This window comes from Candidatus Neomarinimicrobiota bacterium (assembly GCA_036476315.1).
Lineage (GTDB): Bacteria > Fidelibacterota > Marinisomatia > Marinisomatales > S15-B10 > JAZGBI01.
In genome coordinates this window covers 1-19,147 of sequence record JAZGBI010000067.1, presented here as the reverse complement: position 1 = coordinate 19,147, position 19,147 = coordinate 1, and the positions used below count along the sequence as shown (strand labels likewise).

The window sequence follows — 19,147 nt, the reverse complement described above, 5'->3', positions numbered from 1 at the left end:
GTCATGATCATAGCTGAGCCGTGGGGTGGCGGCTACGATCCGGAGAGATTCTCCGATATTGGGTGGTCATCCTGGAACGATCATTTTCGAAACGGTGTTAAGGGGAAAAATTCTAGGGATGGTCTTGGTTTTATTTTCGGCAGATGGGAGGATGGGAGTGACGGAGACAGATTGGCGAGGTTTGTCATGGGTTCGCTGAGAGAATACGGCGGCCAGTACCAGGAAGTAGCCCACAACGTGAATTATCTGGAATCTCACGACGATCACACGTTGGGAGATTTCATTCGGATCGGCCTCCGGGACGTGGATGAGAATCGTGCCATTCAGAACCTGACAGAGCACGCAAGAGTAAGGGGAGATCAGTTGGCACTCAACAAATTGGCCGCCATTTTTCTGTTCACGAGCCAGGGTGCCGTTATGGTGCATGAAGGGCAGAGCTGGGGACGGAGCAAGGTTATCGCTAAGACAGATGCCCCCGATCCAAGAGTGGGATATATCGATCATAATTCATACGAAAAAGACAACGAAACAAACTGGCTCAACTGGGATCACAAGGAGCTGAATCGCGACCTGGTGGAGTATTACCGGGGACTAATTGCGTTGCGAAACACCTACTCAGAATTCCGCCGCTCGTGTCCGGATGATTTCAGTTTTCTCCATGTGGGAAGACAGGTAGCAGTCGCCTACGTTCTGAAGAACACATTCGCGGTTCTCATGAACGGATCCCCAGGGAGGGAGCTGGAAATTGAGCTTCCTGAAGGCATGTGGGAGGTACTGGTGGATGCTGAATCAGTGGATCTGGATGGAAAGGCTCAGGTCAACGGTAAGATTCGGATCCCACCCAAAGCCGGAATGGTATTGCGAAGACTCAATTAGCCTGAAATATTCATTAGCCACATCCCGACTTGATCGGGACAGGGTGAATAGAGAGTATATTAATTGGATATTGAAGATCTTATGACAATCCATATTTATTTGTGAGAGTACTCTAGACACGTCATATTTCTCTAAAGCTATGGTAATTTTACTTCTCTGTGACCTTCCCGCCTGCTTCCTCCTCGTCGGGAGGGCGGGCCTGCCAGCCCTCATTCTTCGGGGGCAGGCTGGCAGGTGTGGCTTCGTGGTGAATCTCATCTCAAGATCCTTTGGAAGATCCTGTGGATCTCAAGATCCTGTGGATAATTGAGGTTAGTTTTCATCTCCCGTGGTTTTGTGCTCCAGTTTGACTTCGGAGGACAGATATCTGAACCAACTAAAGTAGAGTCCCACCGAGAGCAGCAAAAGGACAACAAACAGAACAACTACATTCATCCACCGCTGCAGAATGATCATCATTCCAAACAGAAAAAGGACGATCTGCCAGGGAACCGCCATGAAAATCGAGAGGATGTCTCTCCGGTTCTCCCTGTCGATCTCTGACTGAACTTCATCAGGGAAGATCTTTCGGATCGCTCCCCAGAACCCGAACGGTCTGGTAGTCCGATAGAAGTTCTCCAGAGTCTTCCTCTCGGTGGGCTGGGTGAGGTAGGTCCCCAGAATGCACCCCACCAGGGATGCGCCTCCGGAGATCAAAAAGGAGACATATTCGGGAATCTGAGCGGCCGTCAATTTCGTGATGACGGCGGAGACCATACCCGCCCCTACTCCCCACGAAAAGCCGTAGCCGTTGAACCGCCACCAATACCAACGCATCAGTTGAGGAATGAACAGTCCCGCGCCGATCCCCATGGTAATCCACCCCCATATTTCATTGATATTGGAAATGGTGTAGCTGAACAACAAGCCCAACACCACAATAATAATGGAAGCCCAGCGGCTATGCCTCATTAGAGTCTTTTCGGATGCATCAGGATTCACGTACGTCTGATACAGGTCTTTCACCCAGTAGGCAGCACCGGCATTGACGGTGGAGTCAAACGTGGACATGGCGGCTGCCATCAGGCCGGCCACAAGAAGACCCTTCATACCTGTGGGAATAAAGTTCGCGATCACCGTGGGGAGCACCAGTTCGGGATCGGCAATGACCTCTGTGGTAGTGCCGTAATAGACGCCCAGGAGGGCAAATGCAGCAATAAAAGGCCAGCGGAATGAAAGAAGAGACGTCCAGAAAAGCGAAAGGAGACCTGCCTCACGATCGCTGCGGGCGGCAAAGTAACGCTGGATCATATAGCCTCCTGTGCCACCACTCCCCTCGAGTACAACTTTGAACAGATAGAACATTATCGCAATTCCGAAGAGGTTGTAGATAGAATATTCCCCGGGCATGTCCATTTCCAGAGGAGGCAGTATCCTCGTCCATTCGGCCAGGGTTGTCTTGATGGCTTGAAACTGGCCATCCCCCAGGGGAACGGAAACATAGAATTCTTCGGGAATCACAGCCTTCTTCATGGCCGTCGCGCAGACAAAAATAATGGTTACAAATATGAGCACACCCTGCACCACATCGGTCCATACAACTCCGTACAGACCGCTTGCAACGGTGTAGATCATGGCCAGAACTATCATCAGCAAAGCAGCAACTCGTGGATCGATTCCCATGAATTCTCCCACGAATTTCCCCGCTCCAATGGCGAAATAGGTGACCAGGGCGATGGTTAAAACAATCATGGCCAGTGCCATAATAATTCGGGCGAGATTACCCTCTCTTCCCGTGCCAAACCGGAAATGCATCCACTGGGCGAGAGTCATGACCTGTGCCCGGCGATTCCATTTTCCCATGAAGATCATGAGAAACGCCATGATCAGTGTGACGCCTCCTCGAATCTCGATGAAAAAGCCCTTTGTTCCGAGGGCGTAAATGAAGGCGGTGTTGATCATGGTCCCCGCCACATCCGTGTTCGAGGCCATCCCCGACGCTCCCAGCACCCACCAGGGAAGATTCCGGTTTCCAAGAAAGTAGGAGTCAATGTCCCGGGACGCCTTCCTCTGCAGCAGAAGTCCCACCAACACAATCCCACCCAGGTAAACCGCAACTATGACATAGTCGATGACATGCACGGTTCGCTTCTCAGACTTGTCCTCCCAGGTGTATCATTTCACACGATAGTTCCGTCAGGAATGACCGTATCTTTGGGAATTACGATAATTCCCTCCCGTATGGAGTAGAAATCCCCATCCTCTTTCTGAGCATTTGCCCTGTTCTCCAGTACCACATTCTTGCCTATTTTGACATTCTTGTCGAGAATGGTCTTCCGCAAGATCGAGTTGTCCCCTATACCCACTCCTGGATACGTCTTACCGCCAATTTCCGATTCATAGAAGTCAGCCCCCATCGCATAGACGCCATCCAGAGACACACCATTGCCCACAATGGATCGCATACCGAGAATGGAATGACGGATTTCGGATTTCCCCACAATGCAACCTTCACTCACCACGGAATCAACAATCTTGGCGTTGGAAACACGGCTTCCGGGCAGAAACCTGGGGCGGGTGTAGATGGGATCGCGGGCACTGTAGAATTCGAATTCGGGAGCTGGTCCCGCCAAGTCCATGTTGGCCTCGTAGAATGCCCCAATTGTGCCAATGTCCACCCAATAATCGTGAAACTGATACCCGAAAGTGTCATATTTCTTGACAACTGCAGGGATAATTTCTCTCCCGAAGTCATCTCCGTCCATCTTCAGGGCGTCGTTGAGCACATCCTTGTTGAAGATGTATATTCCCATGGAAGCAAGGGCGTGTTCATCGGTGACCCACCCCTCTGTAGAAACATCTGCCAACGCAGTGGACGCCGGTTTTTCCAGAAAGTCAATTACTCTAGCAGAACTATCACATTTAGCAATGCCAAATTCCGAGGAATTCTCGGCTAGGACTGCTTTCAAGGCAATGGTTACGTCGGCTCCGGCGTCCAGATGTGCCTGGAAAAACTCGCGATAATCCATTCTGTACAGATGATCTCCAGCAAGAATGATGAAATGTGTGGTGGGTAGATTCACAAAGCGTTCCCAGTAGGAACGTACTGCATCGGCAGTTCCCTGGAACCATGTGGCATTCTCCAGAGTCTGTTGGGCCGCAAGGAGTTCAATATTTCCCCGGGAAAAAATGTCGAACGTGTACGTTTGAAAGATGTGCCGATGGAGGGAAGCGGTATTAAACTGAGTGAGAATACGGATGTGTTTGATATTCGAATTGATGCAATTACTCAATGGAATGTCAATAAGCCGGTGTTTCCCGCCAATCTGTACAGCAGGTTTTGCCCGTTCTCGAGTCAGGGGCCAGAGCCTTGCTCCCCGGCCTCCCCCGAGAACGATTGCGTCAACTCGTGAGGTGACGTTCAAGAATCACCTTCCTCCGACAGGAGGACCGAATACAATTCCCGGTAGTGCATAGCTGCACGAAACCACGAGAAATCCTCCTTCATAGCATTTCTCATGATTCTCCTCCAGACTGAAGGCTGCCTATAAGCCTTGATCGCTTTCCCGACGGCTCGCAGGAAGGCCCTTTCGGTATAGCGCTTGAAGACAAATCCGTTCCCTTTTGAACCATTCCAGTTGTCGACCGTGTCCGCCAGTCCCCCCGTTTCGTGAACAATTGGGATGGTTCCGTATCGCAGGCTGTAAATCTGATTAAGTCCACAGGGCTCGAATTCCGACGGCATCATGAACATGTCGGCGCCAGCTTCGATCTGATGAGCCAGATCTTCATCGAAGCCGTGATGAAATGCTACATGACCCGGATAGCGGTTTGCCAGTGCTTCCAGTCTTTCTTTGATTATCTCGTCCCCTGTACCCAGGAACACCATCCTGATGTCCCACTGGATGAGTTTCTCGGCAATGCCCAGGACGAGATGAAATCCCTTGCTCTCCACGAGCCGTGAAACGGATCCCATCAACGGGTCGTCAAGACGATCCGGCAGCCCACATTCCTTAAGAAGTTTGCTCTTGTTCCTTGTCTTTCCGTCAAGACTATCGACGTCATAACGGATATCCAGGTAGGGATCCAAGCTCGGATTCCAAATGGAATAATCAGCGCCGTTCAATATTCCCGAGAATCTCGACTTGATGGAGGTCAGTACGTTGAAGAGTCCGAAGGAATGTCCTTCCGTCTTCAAGAGTTCACTGGCATGACTTGGACTCACCGTATTTACCCGGTGGGCCTGGCGGAGACCTATTTCCAGAGCATTGTATGATTCTCCGGGACGACGGGGGTATAGCCGCCTGATTTGGCTTCTGTCTCTTTCTTCCAATAACGACAGTTCTTTCGGTGAGAAAGAACCCTGATACTCGAAGTTATGTACCGTTAGAAGAGTGCGCGCTCGTATCCCTCGATTGGCCAGGAGCAGTGGAAGAAGGGCTGTGTGGTGATCGTTAAGATGTACAATTTCCGGGTCGAGATCGCCTTTGCCGATCAGATCGACAAGGACTCTTTGAAAGAAGAAGAATCGGGCATTACTGTCGGCAAAACCAGTTCCGTCAGGCTGGGCGTAAATGCCTGGACGATCATAGAATTCACTGTTCTGAACAAAAAGATAATCCAGGGTAACCTCTTCCACCGTTGATACTCGGTGAACCTTGTAGCCGTACGAGCGTTTTCCCATGAGGACAGTACCCGATATCCCTGCAAAATTCAGTCCCGTGCCTCGCTCCCTGACAAGAGAATATAGTGGAGATATTACAACCATTTTGAGCCCCATTCGGGCCAGTTCCGCAGGGAGAGCCCCGGCGACATCCGCGAGGCCTCCAGCTTTCGAGAAAGGGGTAACTTCCGCGACCGCGAAAAGGACTCTCATTGAGTGTTAGTGAACGTCAGGATGACGCTTCATCTCTCCCCGTGTGACCCCACTTGCTGATATCGATCTCATCGAAAAGAGAATCTTCATTCTCCAGGAAACTTAAGTTATGCAGGGAATAATCTGAGACCATTCCTTCAGATTGATACGTGTTCAGAATGGCGTCCAGTTCATCAAATCTCTGGGCATGAACGGCTACCCGATCTTCGGCGTAGTCTTTCGCCGACCACGTGGATATGAGAAATTGCCAGTCAGACGCTTCCAGCAAGAGGAGTTCCCTGGCCATCTGCTTCAGAAGCCGCTGCATCACAGGTTCAATATCGCCTTTCCATTTGTCAACAAGTTCCCGGAATCTCTCTTCCCGCGCATAAATCTCCTTCCAGGTCCACTCGGTCGATTCGTTGAGCCAGATATAGTGAAACCCTCCCTTCCCCCAGGATCCTTCAGGAAGACTGATAACCTCCCGCGGAGGGTGAGCATCCAGGTAATTGCCACAGGTAGTTGGTGAGATTCCCTTCTCGGGCAATTTCCGAAGGATTTTCCCAAGCCATTTGGGCCCTTCAAACCACCAGTGGCCAAACAATTCGGCATCAAATGGCGCGGTGAGCATTCCCGTTTCACCGGATGATTCCCTGTGATCATCCAGGTGTCTCCCGATCAGATCTACGTAGTGCTCAGCCTGTTCCTCAAGAGCCGCCTCAACCCAATCCGGCTCATAGAAATCTTTGTCTCCGAGGTTGACATCATTCCCCGTCACTCTCCAGTACTTGAGGCCGCTGGGGAAATGCTTCTTGTGGAACTCCAGATAGGCGGGATTCCCCGGATATCCCCATTCTGCGGACCACACTTGCAGGGCAGACTCCTCGTGGCGGCCGAACACGGCCACCGCCCGTTCGGTCCCTGTGGACGAAACCAGGTACGGTCTGAGAAGTGATCGATTCTCGATCTCCGGCGGTGGATTCCAGCCTCTGGAAAAATTTGACCAGAGGGATTTCAAGGGACTGAAACGGTCCACATAGATACCCTGGTTCATACCGCCCATTATGAGATGTTTGTCCACGATAAAATATTCCAGATCGTTGTCGAACAGGATTTCCTCGATCCCGAGCCTCAAGCGGTGATCTCCTTCTCGATGGACGACTGTTCCAGGTGGTGGTGACCATTCGTACGCCGGCCGGTAAGCACATTCGGGCAACCAGAACCCACGGGGTCTGTATCCCATGTGCTTTTTAAATGTCCGGACACCAGTCGCCACCTGAGCGATAATGGACTCATCAGTTCCAAGGAGTGGAAAATAGCCGTGTGTGGCCCCACTTGTCATGATTTCCAGCTTCGCCCCGGAGCGTCCTTGGGATAACTCATTGAACCCCGCGAGAATATCTCCGCCCAACTCGGCAAAAGACTCTTTGATCTCTGAGTAGAAGCGAACCCACAGCGACGCCAGGTCGGCAAGATGAGGTTGTTTCAGTTCAGTAAAATGCGTCAGGTCAAAATCGGCCGCCTCAATTTTCTCCTGGAGATAGGTCTTGAGTCCTTCTTTGAACCTGGGATGCGCAAGCTGCTCCATTAGAACAGGCGTGATATTCAGGGTTACGGCGGGCTGAATTCCCTCTTCCGTTACCGCTCTCAATTCCCTCAAGAGGGGAATATAGGTTTCCACCGCCGCTTCATACAGCCAGTCCGTACCGTGAGGCCACTGCCCGTGATTGATGACGTACGGAAGGTGGCAGTGAAGTACAAATGTGAAGGAACCCCTTTTCATTATCCGGGCTGGTTCTCACCTGTCAAATCGTACAGTTTGGAGCGGTATTCGCGGATCATTCGGTATGCGGTGAAATGGATGGCCGATTTGATGGACTGTCGCATCATTGAAATCCATAAGGTTCGATCGTCGTAGAATGCAGGGATAACCCGTTCTTCCAGCACATTGTACAGTTGGTTCGCGTCTTCGTGGTCATCGGAGTCATTTCCATTACCCAGGGCCCAACCGTTAACGCCATCCTTGCAAGCCTCCGTCCACCACCCGTCGAGGATGGAAAGGTTGGGTATCCCGTTCAGAGCCGCTTTCATACCACTGGTTCCACAAGCCTCTTTCGGCCTTACCGGAGTGTTCAGCCACACGTCTACACCCGAAGTAATAAGTCTGCCAAGCCACATATTGTAGTTTTCGAGAAAAGTCACCTTTACCTTCCCGAAAAGTCGATTGGCGTTATGGATAATCTCTTGAATGATCTCCTTTCCATGCCCATCTTTGGGATGAGCCTTGCCCGCGAAAATGATCTGAATTTTTCCCTGTCCGAGATCGATCAATCTGTCGAGATCATGAAAAATAAGGCGGGCCCGTTTGTACTGAGCGGCGCGTCTCGCAAAACCGAGGGTGAGAGTGTCCATGGACAAGGCCTTTTGGGTTTGAGAATTCGTGTATCCGAGAAGGAAGCGTTTGTGCGAATCGTGGGCCAATTCCAATTCCTCACCGGGAATACTATCAATCCCTTTCAATAGCTGAGGATTTTCCCGCCAGCCTGGCAGCCTCTCGTCAAATAACTCGCGGAAAACCTTACCGATCCATCCGACGTGGTAAACTCCATTCGTGATGTGATCTATTTTGAATTGGGGAAACATTCCCCGGGCTACTTTGCCGTGCAAAGTCGAAACGCCGTTGGCGGCACGGCTGAAGTAAAGCCCCAATTCTGTCATGTGAAGGCGACCGTTCTTTACCATTTCCGGAAGGGGAAGATTGTCTGGGATCAGACTACCCAGAAGGGAATTGCACCGCTCTACGGAGTAATGATCATGACCAGCCGGCATGGACGTGTGAGTGGTGAAGACACACCGTCTGCGAACTTCATCCTCATCGCCATTGAATTTCCTGTGCAGCGCCAGGGTAAGAAGAGAACAATGTCCTTCGTTCATGTGGAAGGTATCAACGTCCGCGATTCCAAGGTCCTCGAGCAGTCTTATCCCCCCGAGGCCCAGAATGGCTTCTTGAAGGATGCGATGATTCTTGTCTCCGGAGTAGAGGCGAAGCGTGATGACCCTGTCCTCAGGATCATTTTCCTCCACGTCCGAGTCGAGAAGGAAAATGGGCACTTCGTGCCCCGTGAGTCCCCTATGAACGTACAGCCAGGCCTGTATCCATACGTTTCGATTCCTCAATAAAAGGGTGAATTTCACCGGCAGTTTTTCAAGGAGTGGATCGGGATCAAATCTCGGGTAGGTTTCGGTCTGCACTCCCTCTTCGTCAACCCGCTGCCGGCAATATCCCTCCTTGTACAGAAGGGTGACGGCACAAAGAGGAAGTTCAACGTCGGCAGCGGCCTTAATCTGATCACCGGCCAGAATGCCCAATCCTCCACTGTAGGTAGGCAGGCTTGACGTCAAGCCCATTTCGGCGCTGAAATAGGCGATTTTGTAGGGGCCAAATTTCATTAATGTTGACCTATTCCAGCGGCTCCAGCCGTATCACGAACTGTGGGTTTGCCGATTCGCCCGGACGAAGACCCAATTTCCAATAGGGTAAGATAACCGAACTCTGATAGATTCGCTCGAGCCCCGCTTCAGACATGGATACCGTTTCTACCGGGAAACGCAACAAGCTAGTGGGGCGGGTAAAAAACACCAGAGCCCGGAAACCGTCATCTTCGCTTACCACCCCAATGGACCTGACACCGAACTCCCCGGAGGTGGTATCCAGAAACCTCCGCTGAGCCGGTTTACCGTTGATTTCATAGTAGCGATCAGGAGTGTGTCCACCAAGCATGGCAAAATTTAATTCACAGGCATAGAGACCGGGAAGATTCTTTTCGTCATGGTTCGCAACGGAAATCTCTATCTTCACCTCTGACTCATTCAGCGACAGTCTCTTCTGAATTCCAACTCTCCTGCCAAATGCCTTTCCGTCACGAGTTAAGCTTAACGTCCCGTCAAATTCGGAACTGTAGATGGCGGTGGGGAAATCTCCCCTTTCAGGTGCATTTTTTTTCATCGCCGCAGCACGCGTGCCCGCCGGGACAAAGTGATCAATCAACATCTCCCGGGGCCAAGGATCGTATTGAAGAAGACTTCCGAGACCCGGCTCCTTTGCAGGCATGGACCGATGGATTGTCCCACTCTTAGATTTTCCAACACGTGCCGTCTTGACCTTCGCGTGGTAGCTTTCGGGGTGGCGACGCAACGTATTCAATAGATTAAAATTTCTGGGCAAATAGTCAAATTCGCGAATCGTTCCCCCACGTTCACTTGCGATCAGGTTAAGCGTTTCAGAACGAAGACGGTATTCCACCGCCCCGTCCCCATCGATGTCGCCGGGCGTGAAATCTATTACGCTGTTGTCCTCAAGCAGTTTTTCGGCGGATATGAGATGCTCATAAACGGCGTGACGAAGATGAGGCAGGTAAAGTCCTCCGAATACCCCGTGCCAGTAGGCGCAGTTACACTGACTCTTCCACACCTCGTCCTGAGCTTCCTTCCGCTTCCCGTCCGTGAGTGAACGGTCCGAAGCAACTCGATGGGATACCTCCGTCGTTCGCTTCTGCATCCAGTTCGATTCATCGTAGATGGCAAGAAAATTTCGCCATGTCCCACCTCTGAGGAAAGGTCGAACCCGTTCAAGACTGTCCTGATCCCGGAATTGGTCAAGAAGTTCCGAAAACTCCTTCCCGCCTCGCGCGGGAAGCGTCCACTCATTCATCTCAAAATAGCTTGTGCTGGGAAGGTAGATGCGTCCCGACGGTGGATGATTCAGATGGTATTCCTTGAACGTCGTGGTTTTCAGCCATTCTTGATTCTCTTCAAGAATCGTGAAGAACTCCTCCAGCCAGTTCTCCTGTCCGTAACACCGTTCGAAGGTGCCGGGCCAGAGTCCGAATTTTTCACCGTCGTCAGCCATGACAATGAGCCGATCTCCTTCCTCGGTGGCAAAGGTTCTGAGATACTCTATCGTATCCTTGGGATCCTCAAAAGGCATGGCATACCGGAGTTTCCGGTGTATGGGAAATACGGCAAGGCTGTGTCCCTGTTCCTCAGTCGTGAAATACCCTGTGAGGTCGGTGAGCGTCTTCCCGCTGGCCAGAAAATGGAAGTCATCTATCGTCGTATATTCAATTCCAGCTTCCCGAATGGGTTTTGCCAGGTGCGGCTCCCACACACGTTCCGTGAGCCAGATGCCAGTGGGTGTGTAATCGAACCGCGTCGTGAGATAATCATTCATTTTCTGGATTTGACCCACCTTGTCATGATCAGGAACAACGGACAGAATAGGCTCATAGAAACCCCCCGACAGGAGTTCCGTATTGCCCCGTTCCACGAGTTTTGCCACCCGGTCAAGAAAGCCTGGGTGATGATCTTCTATCCACTCAATGAGACACCCGCTAAAATGGAGCACTGTGGAGAGTGACGAATGATCTTCCAATACGTCCACAAACGGTCTGTAGCTTTTCTCGTACGCTTCTTCAAAGACGAAGTCGAAATTGCCCACGGGTTGGTGATTGTGAACGCCGAAGATGAACTGGACGGATTTCAATGCAGCATGATCTCAGGGATTGTGAGAAGTTTCCAGGTTATTCGTGGCGTGCACGGCGGTTTCTGGAAGACGGTCAAGAAACGAAACCATGGTCTCACTCTGGTATGGCGTTTCATTAGAACTCTTATGGTGTGGGTGTGATTATCTGCCTGCGTTCTTGCTTCGGATCCATCCTTTAATGCCATATGAGATACCAGGTGTCCCCTTTACGATAGCAGTATCAGCAAACTCTCGTGAGGATTCAGAGCCAGTTCAGAAAGAACCACCCTGCCAGGTTTTCTGAATTCTGAGGAGAGCAGCAGTTCGCCAGAATCGTTGAGAGATGACAGATCCAGAGTACGTCCACTAGCTCCGAAATTGACAACCACAAGCACTCTTTTCCGTTCCGCACTCCGGACATAGGCCATTATCTCCCCTGGCATCTCCTCAAAAAGGGTAAAATCCCCTCGATGTAGAGCCGGCATTTCACGACGCAACCTCAGCAAACTTTTGTAGAAATTAAGCGTCGACGATGGGTCACGTTGCTGACGGGAAACGTTGACTTCCTTATAATTCTCAGCAACGGGCAGCCAAGGACTTGCCCTCGGGGATGAAAAGCCCGCGTTAGGGGAGGCATCCCACTGCATGGGTGTACGTTCGGGATCGCGGCCCAGGTCCAGATTGGGTTTCTGTTTGCCCAAAGGGTCCAACCTCCGTTCCGGAGGAATGTCTACGTTCTCCATACCCAGCTCGTCCGCGTAATACATCATCGGAATACCCCATAAGGTCAACAGCAGCATAGCCGCCGAACGGAGATTATCCGGACCGAAGCGAGTGGCAAGTCGATGCTCATCATGGTTGCCGAATACGAAATTGGGTGTTGCTCCCTGGGGGAGCGCATCATAGTATGCGGTGATGCTTTGCTTCATCTCGCCTGCTCTCCAGGACGTCATCATGGTAATGAAGTTGAAAGGAATTTGAAATTCATCCAGGTTCTTCCCATAGTACTTGGCCAGTTCGGTGGGCTCAAATACAAACGTTTCACCAATCATGACTCGCTCATCTCCATAACTGTCGAGCAGGCCACGAAACCGGCGCAATATGTCGTGGATCCCGGGTTGATTCATCGTATAGACCGGTTCCTGCTTCAGGCCTGCTGATCTGAAAGGACTGTTATCCCCTATGGGTGGATTATCGGTCAAGCCGGAGTCCTTGGCGCAGCAGACTACAGCGTCCATTCGAAATCCGTCCACACCCCTGTCGAGCCAAAAGCGAAGCACATCGTGCATCGCCTCAACCACCTCCGGATTGCGCCAGTTGAGGTCGGGTTGTTCTTTGAAGAAAAGATGTAGGTAGTATTGTTCTGTCTCTTCATCCCATTCCCAGGCGGACTCTCCAGTGAACGCTTCCCAATTGTTCGGGGGGCTACCGTCCGGTTGAGCCTCCTTCCATATGTACCAATCTCGCTTTCGGTTATGTTGGCCTTTCCGGGATTCGACGAACCACGGATGTTGACGGGAAGTGTGATTAGGTACGAAGTCCAACACAATACGGATATTTCGTTCATGGGCTGCCGACAGGAGTCGGTCAAACGTCTCCATATCTCCGAACGAGGGATGAATGGCTGTGTGGTCTGAAACATCATAACCGTAGTCAACCATCGGAGAAGCAAAGATGGGTGAAATCCAGACGGCGTCGACACCCAGTCCGGTGAGATAATCAAGCCGGTCGATGATGCCCTGCAGGTCACCAACACCGTCCCCATCGCTGTCCATGAAACTCCGCGGGTATATCTGGTAGAAGACACCGTGCTTCCACCAGATAAATTCGTGACTCATTTTTCCAAGTGGCTTATCTTTGAGCCACGAAGAACGCCAAGAACACAAAGTACAATAACTTGAAATTTAATGACTTATGACCCCTCCTTCCCAATCTCGTTTTTCAACTACTTATCCAATGTTCTTTTTCTTATCTAAACTTATTTCTTTACTCTGTGCTCTCTGTGGTTCTATCCCGAATAATGGGGGCTGGCTCTACTCTATTTCCAGAGAGTGATCGCCAGCTTTAAGCGCGAAGGTCTTCGTTCCACTGGGATGAACTACGGTCAAACTGAACGCTTTGTCGCACGTTACATTCAGGCGTGCCGGGGAACTTTTGCTGTCTCGCTTCTCCGAGATAACCCTCACCTTAACGTCACCCACCCTGAGATTCTCGATTCCATGTCTGTCGATTCGTTTGAGATGCCAGGTCAGCTGATTGCGTACTCCGTCCGGGCGCAGGCCCAGAATATTTTCAATCAGCAGGGCGATTGGACCGGATCCAGTCCAGCCGACAAAATCGGCCTTCGAGGGTTCACCGGGCTGAAATGACTCGGGTGCGTAATTCTCCCAAACGGTTCCGGTTTTCTCGAAAACTTCTGCCATGCCAGTTAAATAATTTTCAGTTGCCTCCGTGGCAAAATCTTCATACCCGTAGTTTTCAAGTCCTTTGACAATCATCACATTTGTGGGCGCCCATACGCTACCCAACCAATACCCTCCGTCCGGCCTGTACTCCTCTTCGTCGGCTGAAAGCGTGGGAAATACAATTGGGCGCCAGAATTCCTCCGGATTCTTCAGATGTTCCACCAGGCGTGCCGCCTGGTCCCGGGATGAAATATTGGCGAGGAGCGGCCAGAAACAGCCGGATGTCTTCTTCCCGAATTGTGATCCGTCTTCACGAACATCGTAGTAGAGGCCGTCTTCCTCATTCCAGCACCAGCGATTGACCCGGTCACCGATTTCTTGGGCCTTCGAACGATACTCACCGGCTTTCGCACCATCCCCCAATTCCTCGGCTATGACGGCCAGATTGTTGTACATAATGACCATCTGAGACGACATTTCGACCCAACCACTACCTTTTTCAGCAGGGCGAGGCGTATTGTCCATGCCGCTTCCCAGCGGTGTATTCCAGTAGAGCTTATGTTCTGCGGTCATGGAGCGCCGACCGTTTTCTTCCCAGTTTTCGGCGTCGGGGTCACCATCGTTGTCGAGCCACTGCGCGTATTTATCGAGCGCCGGCAGCACGAGTTCAAAACGGGACTTGTCACCGGTGATTCTGAAGGATTCCACTTCTGCCCAACTGAAGAGTGGAGGATTGATGGTGTTCTTCCATCCCATGGGATGAAAAAGATCCCCCTCATCGTAATGGATCATTCTCCCGTCCTTCTCCCGGAACTCGCGGCATATGTAGCCGCTTTCCCGCTGAAGGCAGTAGAAGTTGTCCAGAGACTGTATCGCGGGAAAGATATCGTGGCCATAGCGGGCAAACATGATCATGAAGATGGTATCCCACTGAAAAATGTTGGGACTGAAAGCTTCGTCCAGCCAATTGGAGACCAGAGGGGAACCCTCCGGCGGACTCTTGAATCCTTTGAAGGCAATTTCCCAGCACTTCCAATACATGTCAATCCATTCAGGATGACTATCGAGGACGGGACTGGGAAGTTCATTCTTCCTTGCTTCGAAAGAGGGAATCGGCTCGGGTATGTAGTGTTTTTTTGCGAAGTACTTTCCCTGAGTTTGAGCGATTGACTTACTGTGAATAGACAGTGCGATCACGACAAGCAAACAATGCAGTATGACGCTTTTCATCGGGCCACCTCCACTTGGTCGAAAATCACTACCGTGTCATTGTTGCGTGCGGCCAGGATCCGTTTCTCTCCTGAAGCTGTCCTCACGACTTCAACATGACGAACTTCTCCTGTGACTACGAAACCACTTTCTTGAAGGTTGGCCGGAGCGAATGCTCCTGTGCCCAGACCAAGAAGTAAACATCCATAACTGGCATCGTATCTTCCCTGGTCTGGCCGTGCGCCGTAAAAATTACCACTCAGCAGAACATCCCGGAACCCGTCCCCATCAAAATCCTCAATCAAAATGGAATATACGGGTGAAAACTGGGCCTCAGCCGGTAGTTGCATCATGTTGAATGCTTCGTCTCCACTGTTCAAAAGCAGGACCGAAGCGAATTCAGTAGCTTTGAGAACTGTGACATCGCTCAGCTGCTCAATGGAGAAGATATCCTGGATGGACTGTCCGGCATAATCTGCATTGGAAGGGTACTGGGCCTGCAAGGAGGGGATATTGGATAGCATAAGATCGCGAGAGGCAATAGGATAGGCCTGTTCCTTAAAGTAATAAGTGAGAATCTGATCCGGCCGACCGTTTCCTGAAAAATCGTTGATAAACAGCTGCACCGGTTCATCCTGGGTGGCTTTGAGACCGGAATTCAGACCGAGATTCCCAACAACAAGATCAGTATGGCCGTCGTAGTTGAAATCTCCCGCAGCCACTGTATTCCACCACCCGTAACTGTTTTGGAGGCCATATTCTTGCGTGACATTCACTAGCTCTCCGTTCTGATTAAGGAACACGGTTACAGGCATCCACTCACCCACTACAATGAGATCCCGGTAGGAGTCATTGTTCAAATCGACCCACACGGCGTCGGTCACCATCCCGACGTCCACTAGTTCCGGTGCATGAGTCGAGGTCCCATTGGTGAAATTTCCGTCTCCATCATTAATGAGCAGATGGCTTTCGGGAGTCGTTCCATACTCCCTGGGAACCGAGCGGCTACCCACGAACAGATCTATATCTCCGTCGTTATCAAAATCAGCTGGCTCCACGCAGGCGCCGTTTGCAAAGATTTCAAGTCCCGCCTGTACGGGATCTGGTTTTCGAAATCGACCCTCACCGGATCCGAAATAGAGGCGGTCCTTGGATGGATTCATCTTTCCGAAGAACTCATTACCCCCGCTCACCACGTAAAGGTCGGGGATCCCATCTCCGTCAGCATCGAAGAAGGCGGCATCCACATCTTCACTCCAATTGTCCTTGATGAATATGGAATCTGCCACGGATTCAAATCTCCCCTCCCGGTCCTGAAGATAGATACTACCAGCCTGATGCTTCGCCCCTCCAAGGTACACATCCTCCAACCCGTCGCCGTTGATGTCTTCCACCGCCAGTGCGGGGCCCGCCGTGGATAGAAAGTGGGGGATGAACGGTTCCCGGTTATATTCAATGAACGTGTTTTCTCTGTGGGAATATTCGAGGTCCACTTCATCTGTGATGTCACGAAAGACCGGCTCACTGTTCACAAAAGATGGATAGGAGTAAAAAACTGTGGCCTCAGCCTGATCCAGTGTGACTGTCTGATTTACTGCGAGATTTCTGACAACCCGGTATTCACCATTAGCCCAGATAATTTCCAGGGAATCAAGACGTTCGACTTTTCCCAGTCCGAAATTCAGCACCGGTTCCACGGATGATTGAAACCCTCTGGTAGGCATTAACTCCTGAAAAAACAGTTTCTCTCCGGAATGGACAATGACCTTGGCTCCGATTCCGAACTTATTTTCCCCCTGACCGCCCAGTTTCACTCTTAGGTAGTTTGGATGGTTCAAGGAGTCCTTTATGTCTTGATAGAGGAGGTTTCGATAGATAGCGGCCGGAGAATTGACATTATTCACCACCAGGTCCATGGCACCATCATTATCGAAGTCGGCGTACGCCGCTCCAGTCGAAAAGCCTGGATCACCAAGCCCCCATTCACCAGCACGATTCATAAAAGTAAGATCTCCTTGAGAATGAAAGGCGTAATTAGCCTCAGGAACGCTGGGCATGTGCCGGAGTATCTCAGTCAGAATATCTTCTTCTATGGGGAGGGGCGTTTGCCGGGCAGTTCCTCCGCCTAGTAACATACGGACCTCATCCTGCCCAAGATAGCTGAGATAATCCAGATCATTGGGCCTCCGCAAAATTCCGTTGCTCACAAACAGATCTTTGAAACCGTCATTGTCCAAGTCAACAAACAGGGGGGCCCAGCTCCAGTCAGTAGCATGAATGTCCGCCAGTTGACCGATTTCACTGAACAGATGGTAAACGACATCCGATTCCGAAGTTTCGGAGCTGACGACAGGCCCTCTGTTCAGCTGGAGTGTGTTCCTGCGCAGCTGGTGATAGTATCCGAATCGTATCTTCACGTCATAAATATCGTACGGATCAGCACTGACTGACGACTTACGGATTTCCTCTTTCTCAGGGAGCATATCCAGTACCACAATATCCAGCAGGCCGTCATTGTTGAAATCCGCCAAATCATTTCCCATGGAGGCACTGCTTGTGTGCGCAATGGAATGCGTCAGCGCTTCGATAAACGTCCCGTTTCCTTCGTTATAGTAGAGATAGTCATTCTCATGGAAATCGTTCGATACATAAATGTCCGGATACCCGTCCCGATTGATGTCACCGATAGCCACACCCAGTCCGTACCCGAGCTTGCTCTCGTAAATCCCCGCTTCTTGAGTAACGTCCTTGAAGTGACCGTTCTCATTTCTGTACAGTTTATCCCCGGCTTCATAGTCCCTGATTCTTCTCAAGCTCGTATCGCCGTAGGTCCCTTTAGAGTGCACCGAGTGATTGAGTAGATACATATCCAGGTCGTCATCGAGATCGTAATCGAAGAATGCAGCCTGTCTTGACAGCCCTCTATGATCCAGGCCATATTCGGCACTTCTCTCGGTAAATCCGAAAGAATCGGGACCTTTGTTTATGTAGAGCTGATTCGCCCCTTTCTTGTCCAGATAATTCGAGCGGCACACATATATATCCAGAAATCCATCCCCGTTCACATCGGCCATGGTTGCGCCCGTTGTCCATCCATCAGTCCCTCCTCCCACGCCAGCCGTTTCCGTAACGTCCTCAAATCTGAAATCTCCCCTATTCAGGTAGAGGCGATTGGGCTTCATATTTGCGGTAAAATAAATATCAGCCAGACCGTCGTTGTTCACGTCGCCGAGGGCCACCCCTCCCCCATCGTAGAAGTACAGATAATTGACGCCGTTGAAGAGAGGTTTTTCTTCAATTGTGTTTTCGAAAGTGATACTGGTTTCTCGAGGGGAAAGCTTCTTGAACATGGGCTGGGCCCGCTGGCAGGAATAGTGGATAAGAAAGACAACTATCCAGATCAGGATGGAGAGAGACTTCATTTTCTGAAAGTCCAAATTACAAGCTCCAAATAACAAACAAATTTCAAATTACAAATCCCAATGACCAAACTGTTCAAGGTTTTGTCTGTCTTATGAACAGCATCTTTCACGTGTTTGGAATTTGGTGCTTGTTATTTATTTGAAATTTGGTGCTTGGGTTTTGGAATTTGTCCTTCCACAGCAGATTCATCACCATAATTGAAAATGTATCGTTTGAACTCCTCGGTGGTTACTTCTCTGGTGTTGTATGTTTCAAGATAGTATTCGTGCTCCCTATCTTTCGGATATGCTTCATCCGGACCGTATGGATAAGAGGACATTCCATGGAACGGTAACGGTTCAACCGTCTGCCCGTGAGCCGTGTTGAGATCGCCATCCTTGAGCCAGCCATCGTTGTAGAAGACAAAGTCCCTGGTCCAGCCCGGGGGAGGATCGGAGACCTGGGTGGCGTCGAATTCGATGGTCAGCTCATCACCGGCATTCATGGTCACGTACTTGCTGTCTGAATCCAGAAGAAGTGGAAGAACGTCACCGTATCTCGTGTAGAAACCGGTCAAGTCTCTCCATTTGGGTGCCGTCGTAGCGGTCTGGTAGTCCGGGATGTGTGGGCTGTATGGACTGTCCCTGCTCACCTCAGAGAACCCGCGGTAGTGAAGATCAGCCGCCACGGGCTCCAGTTCAACGCTCCGTAGCATGATGCCGGACAGTGCCGTCGCGTAGAAAACATGATCCCAGTAGATTTGCATATTGGTTTTGATGCGGATCCGACTGTCCCTCCCGCCCCGGAGCAGTTTGTCGCTGAGATCCACCACCAGGGTCTTATTCTTACCTTTGGGAAAACCAAGATTCTGTATAATCGTCTTCCAGTTTCCTTGTTCAT

Annotated in this window: 11 protein-coding genes; 1 reads left to right on the top strand and 10 read right to left on the bottom strand. The window is 50.8% G+C overall.

Features of this window, described 5'->3' with window-relative positions; genetic code table 11:
* Positions 1-876 (top strand): pullulanase (locus V3U24_06685; GenBank protein ID MEE9167129.1); only part of this gene is annotated, 876 nt, incomplete at its 5' end.
* Between the two features lie 312 nt (positions 877-1,188).
* Here V3U24_06685 and V3U24_06680 read toward each other — a convergent pair.
* The 10 genes from V3U24_06680 to V3U24_06635 all read right to left on the bottom strand — a co-directional run.
* The gene (locus V3U24_06680; GenBank protein ID MEE9167128.1) at positions 1,189-2,997 is read right to left on the bottom strand and encodes a sodium:solute symporter family protein; all 1,809 of its coding nucleotides are present in this window, start codon (positions 2,995-2,997) and stop codon (positions 1,189-1,191) included.
* Between the two features lie 38 nt (positions 2,998-3,035).
* Complete coding sequence (locus V3U24_06675; protein ID MEE9167127.1) at positions 3,036-4,280, bottom strand: sugar phosphate nucleotidyltransferase; 1,245 nt, start codon at positions 4,278-4,280, stop codon at positions 3,036-3,038.
* The gene (locus tag V3U24_06670) at positions 4,277-5,731 is read right to left on the bottom strand and encodes a glycogen synthase (protein ID MEE9167126.1); all 1,455 of its coding nucleotides are present in this window, start codon (positions 5,729-5,731) and stop codon (positions 4,277-4,279) included. The genes V3U24_06675 and V3U24_06670 overlap by 4 nt, the downstream gene beginning before the upstream one ends.
* A gap of 16 nt (positions 5,732-5,747) precedes the next feature.
* Complete coding sequence (locus tag V3U24_06665; protein ID MEE9167125.1) at positions 5,748-7,493, bottom strand: 1,4-alpha-glucan branching protein domain-containing protein; 1,746 nt, start codon at positions 7,491-7,493, stop codon at positions 5,748-5,750.
* Complete coding sequence (glgP, locus tag V3U24_06660) at positions 7,493-9,160, bottom strand: alpha-glucan family phosphorylase (GenBank protein MEE9167124.1); 1,668 nt, start codon at positions 9,158-9,160, stop codon at positions 7,493-7,495. Before glgP ends, V3U24_06665 begins: the two co-directional genes overlap by 1 nt.
* Before the next feature lie 10 nt (positions 9,161-9,170).
* Positions 9,171-11,252, bottom strand: a complete 2,082-nt coding sequence (locus V3U24_06655; protein ID MEE9167123.1) for an alpha-amylase/4-alpha-glucanotransferase domain-containing protein — start codon at positions 11,250-11,252, stop codon at positions 9,171-9,173.
* 206 nt (positions 11,253-11,458) lie between these two features.
* On the bottom strand, positions 11,459-13,069 hold the full coding sequence (locus V3U24_06650) for an alpha-amylase family glycosyl hydrolase (GenBank protein ID MEE9167122.1): 1,611 nt from the start codon (positions 13,067-13,069) through the stop codon (positions 11,459-11,461).
* Positions 13,070-13,264: 195 nt separating this feature from the next.
* Positions 13,265-14,866, bottom strand: coding sequence for a trehalase family glycosidase (locus tag V3U24_06645; GenBank protein MEE9167121.1), 1,602 nt, complete (start codon positions 14,864-14,866; stop codon positions 13,265-13,267).
* Positions 14,863-18,267, bottom strand: coding sequence for a VCBS repeat-containing protein (locus V3U24_06640; GenBank protein ID MEE9167120.1), 3,405 nt, complete (start codon positions 18,265-18,267; stop codon positions 14,863-14,865). The genes V3U24_06645 and V3U24_06640 overlap by 4 nt, the downstream gene beginning before the upstream one ends.
* 131 nt (positions 18,268-18,398) lie before the next feature.
* On the bottom strand, positions 18,399-19,147 hold a 749-nt coding region (locus V3U24_06635; GenBank protein MEE9167119.1), incomplete at its 5' end, for a hypothetical protein.

Bases quoted from the DNA above. Each gene is read 5' to 3' on its own strand.
- V3U24_06665 (MEE9167125.1), bottom strand. From the start codon at position 7,493: ATGAAAAGGGGTTCCTTCACATTTGTACTTCACTGCCACCTTCCGTAC.
- V3U24_06670 (MEE9167126.1), bottom strand. From the start codon at position 5,731: ATGAGAGTCCTTTTCGCGGTCGCGGAAGTTACCCCTTTCTCGAAAGCT.
- V3U24_06640 (MEE9167120.1), bottom strand. From the start codon at position 18,267: ATGAAGTCTCTCTCCATCCTGATCTGGATAGTTGTCTTTCTTATCCAC.
- V3U24_06645 (MEE9167121.1), bottom strand. From the start codon at position 14,866: ATGAAAAGCGTCATACTGCATTGTTTGCTTGTCGTGATCGCACTGTCT.
- glgP (MEE9167124.1), bottom strand. From the start codon at position 9,160: ATGAAATTTGGCCCCTACAAAATCGCCTATTTCAGCGCCGAAATGGGC.
- V3U24_06650 (MEE9167122.1), bottom strand. From the start codon at position 13,069: ATGAGTCACGAATTTATCTGGTGGAAGCACGGTGTCTTCTACCAGATA.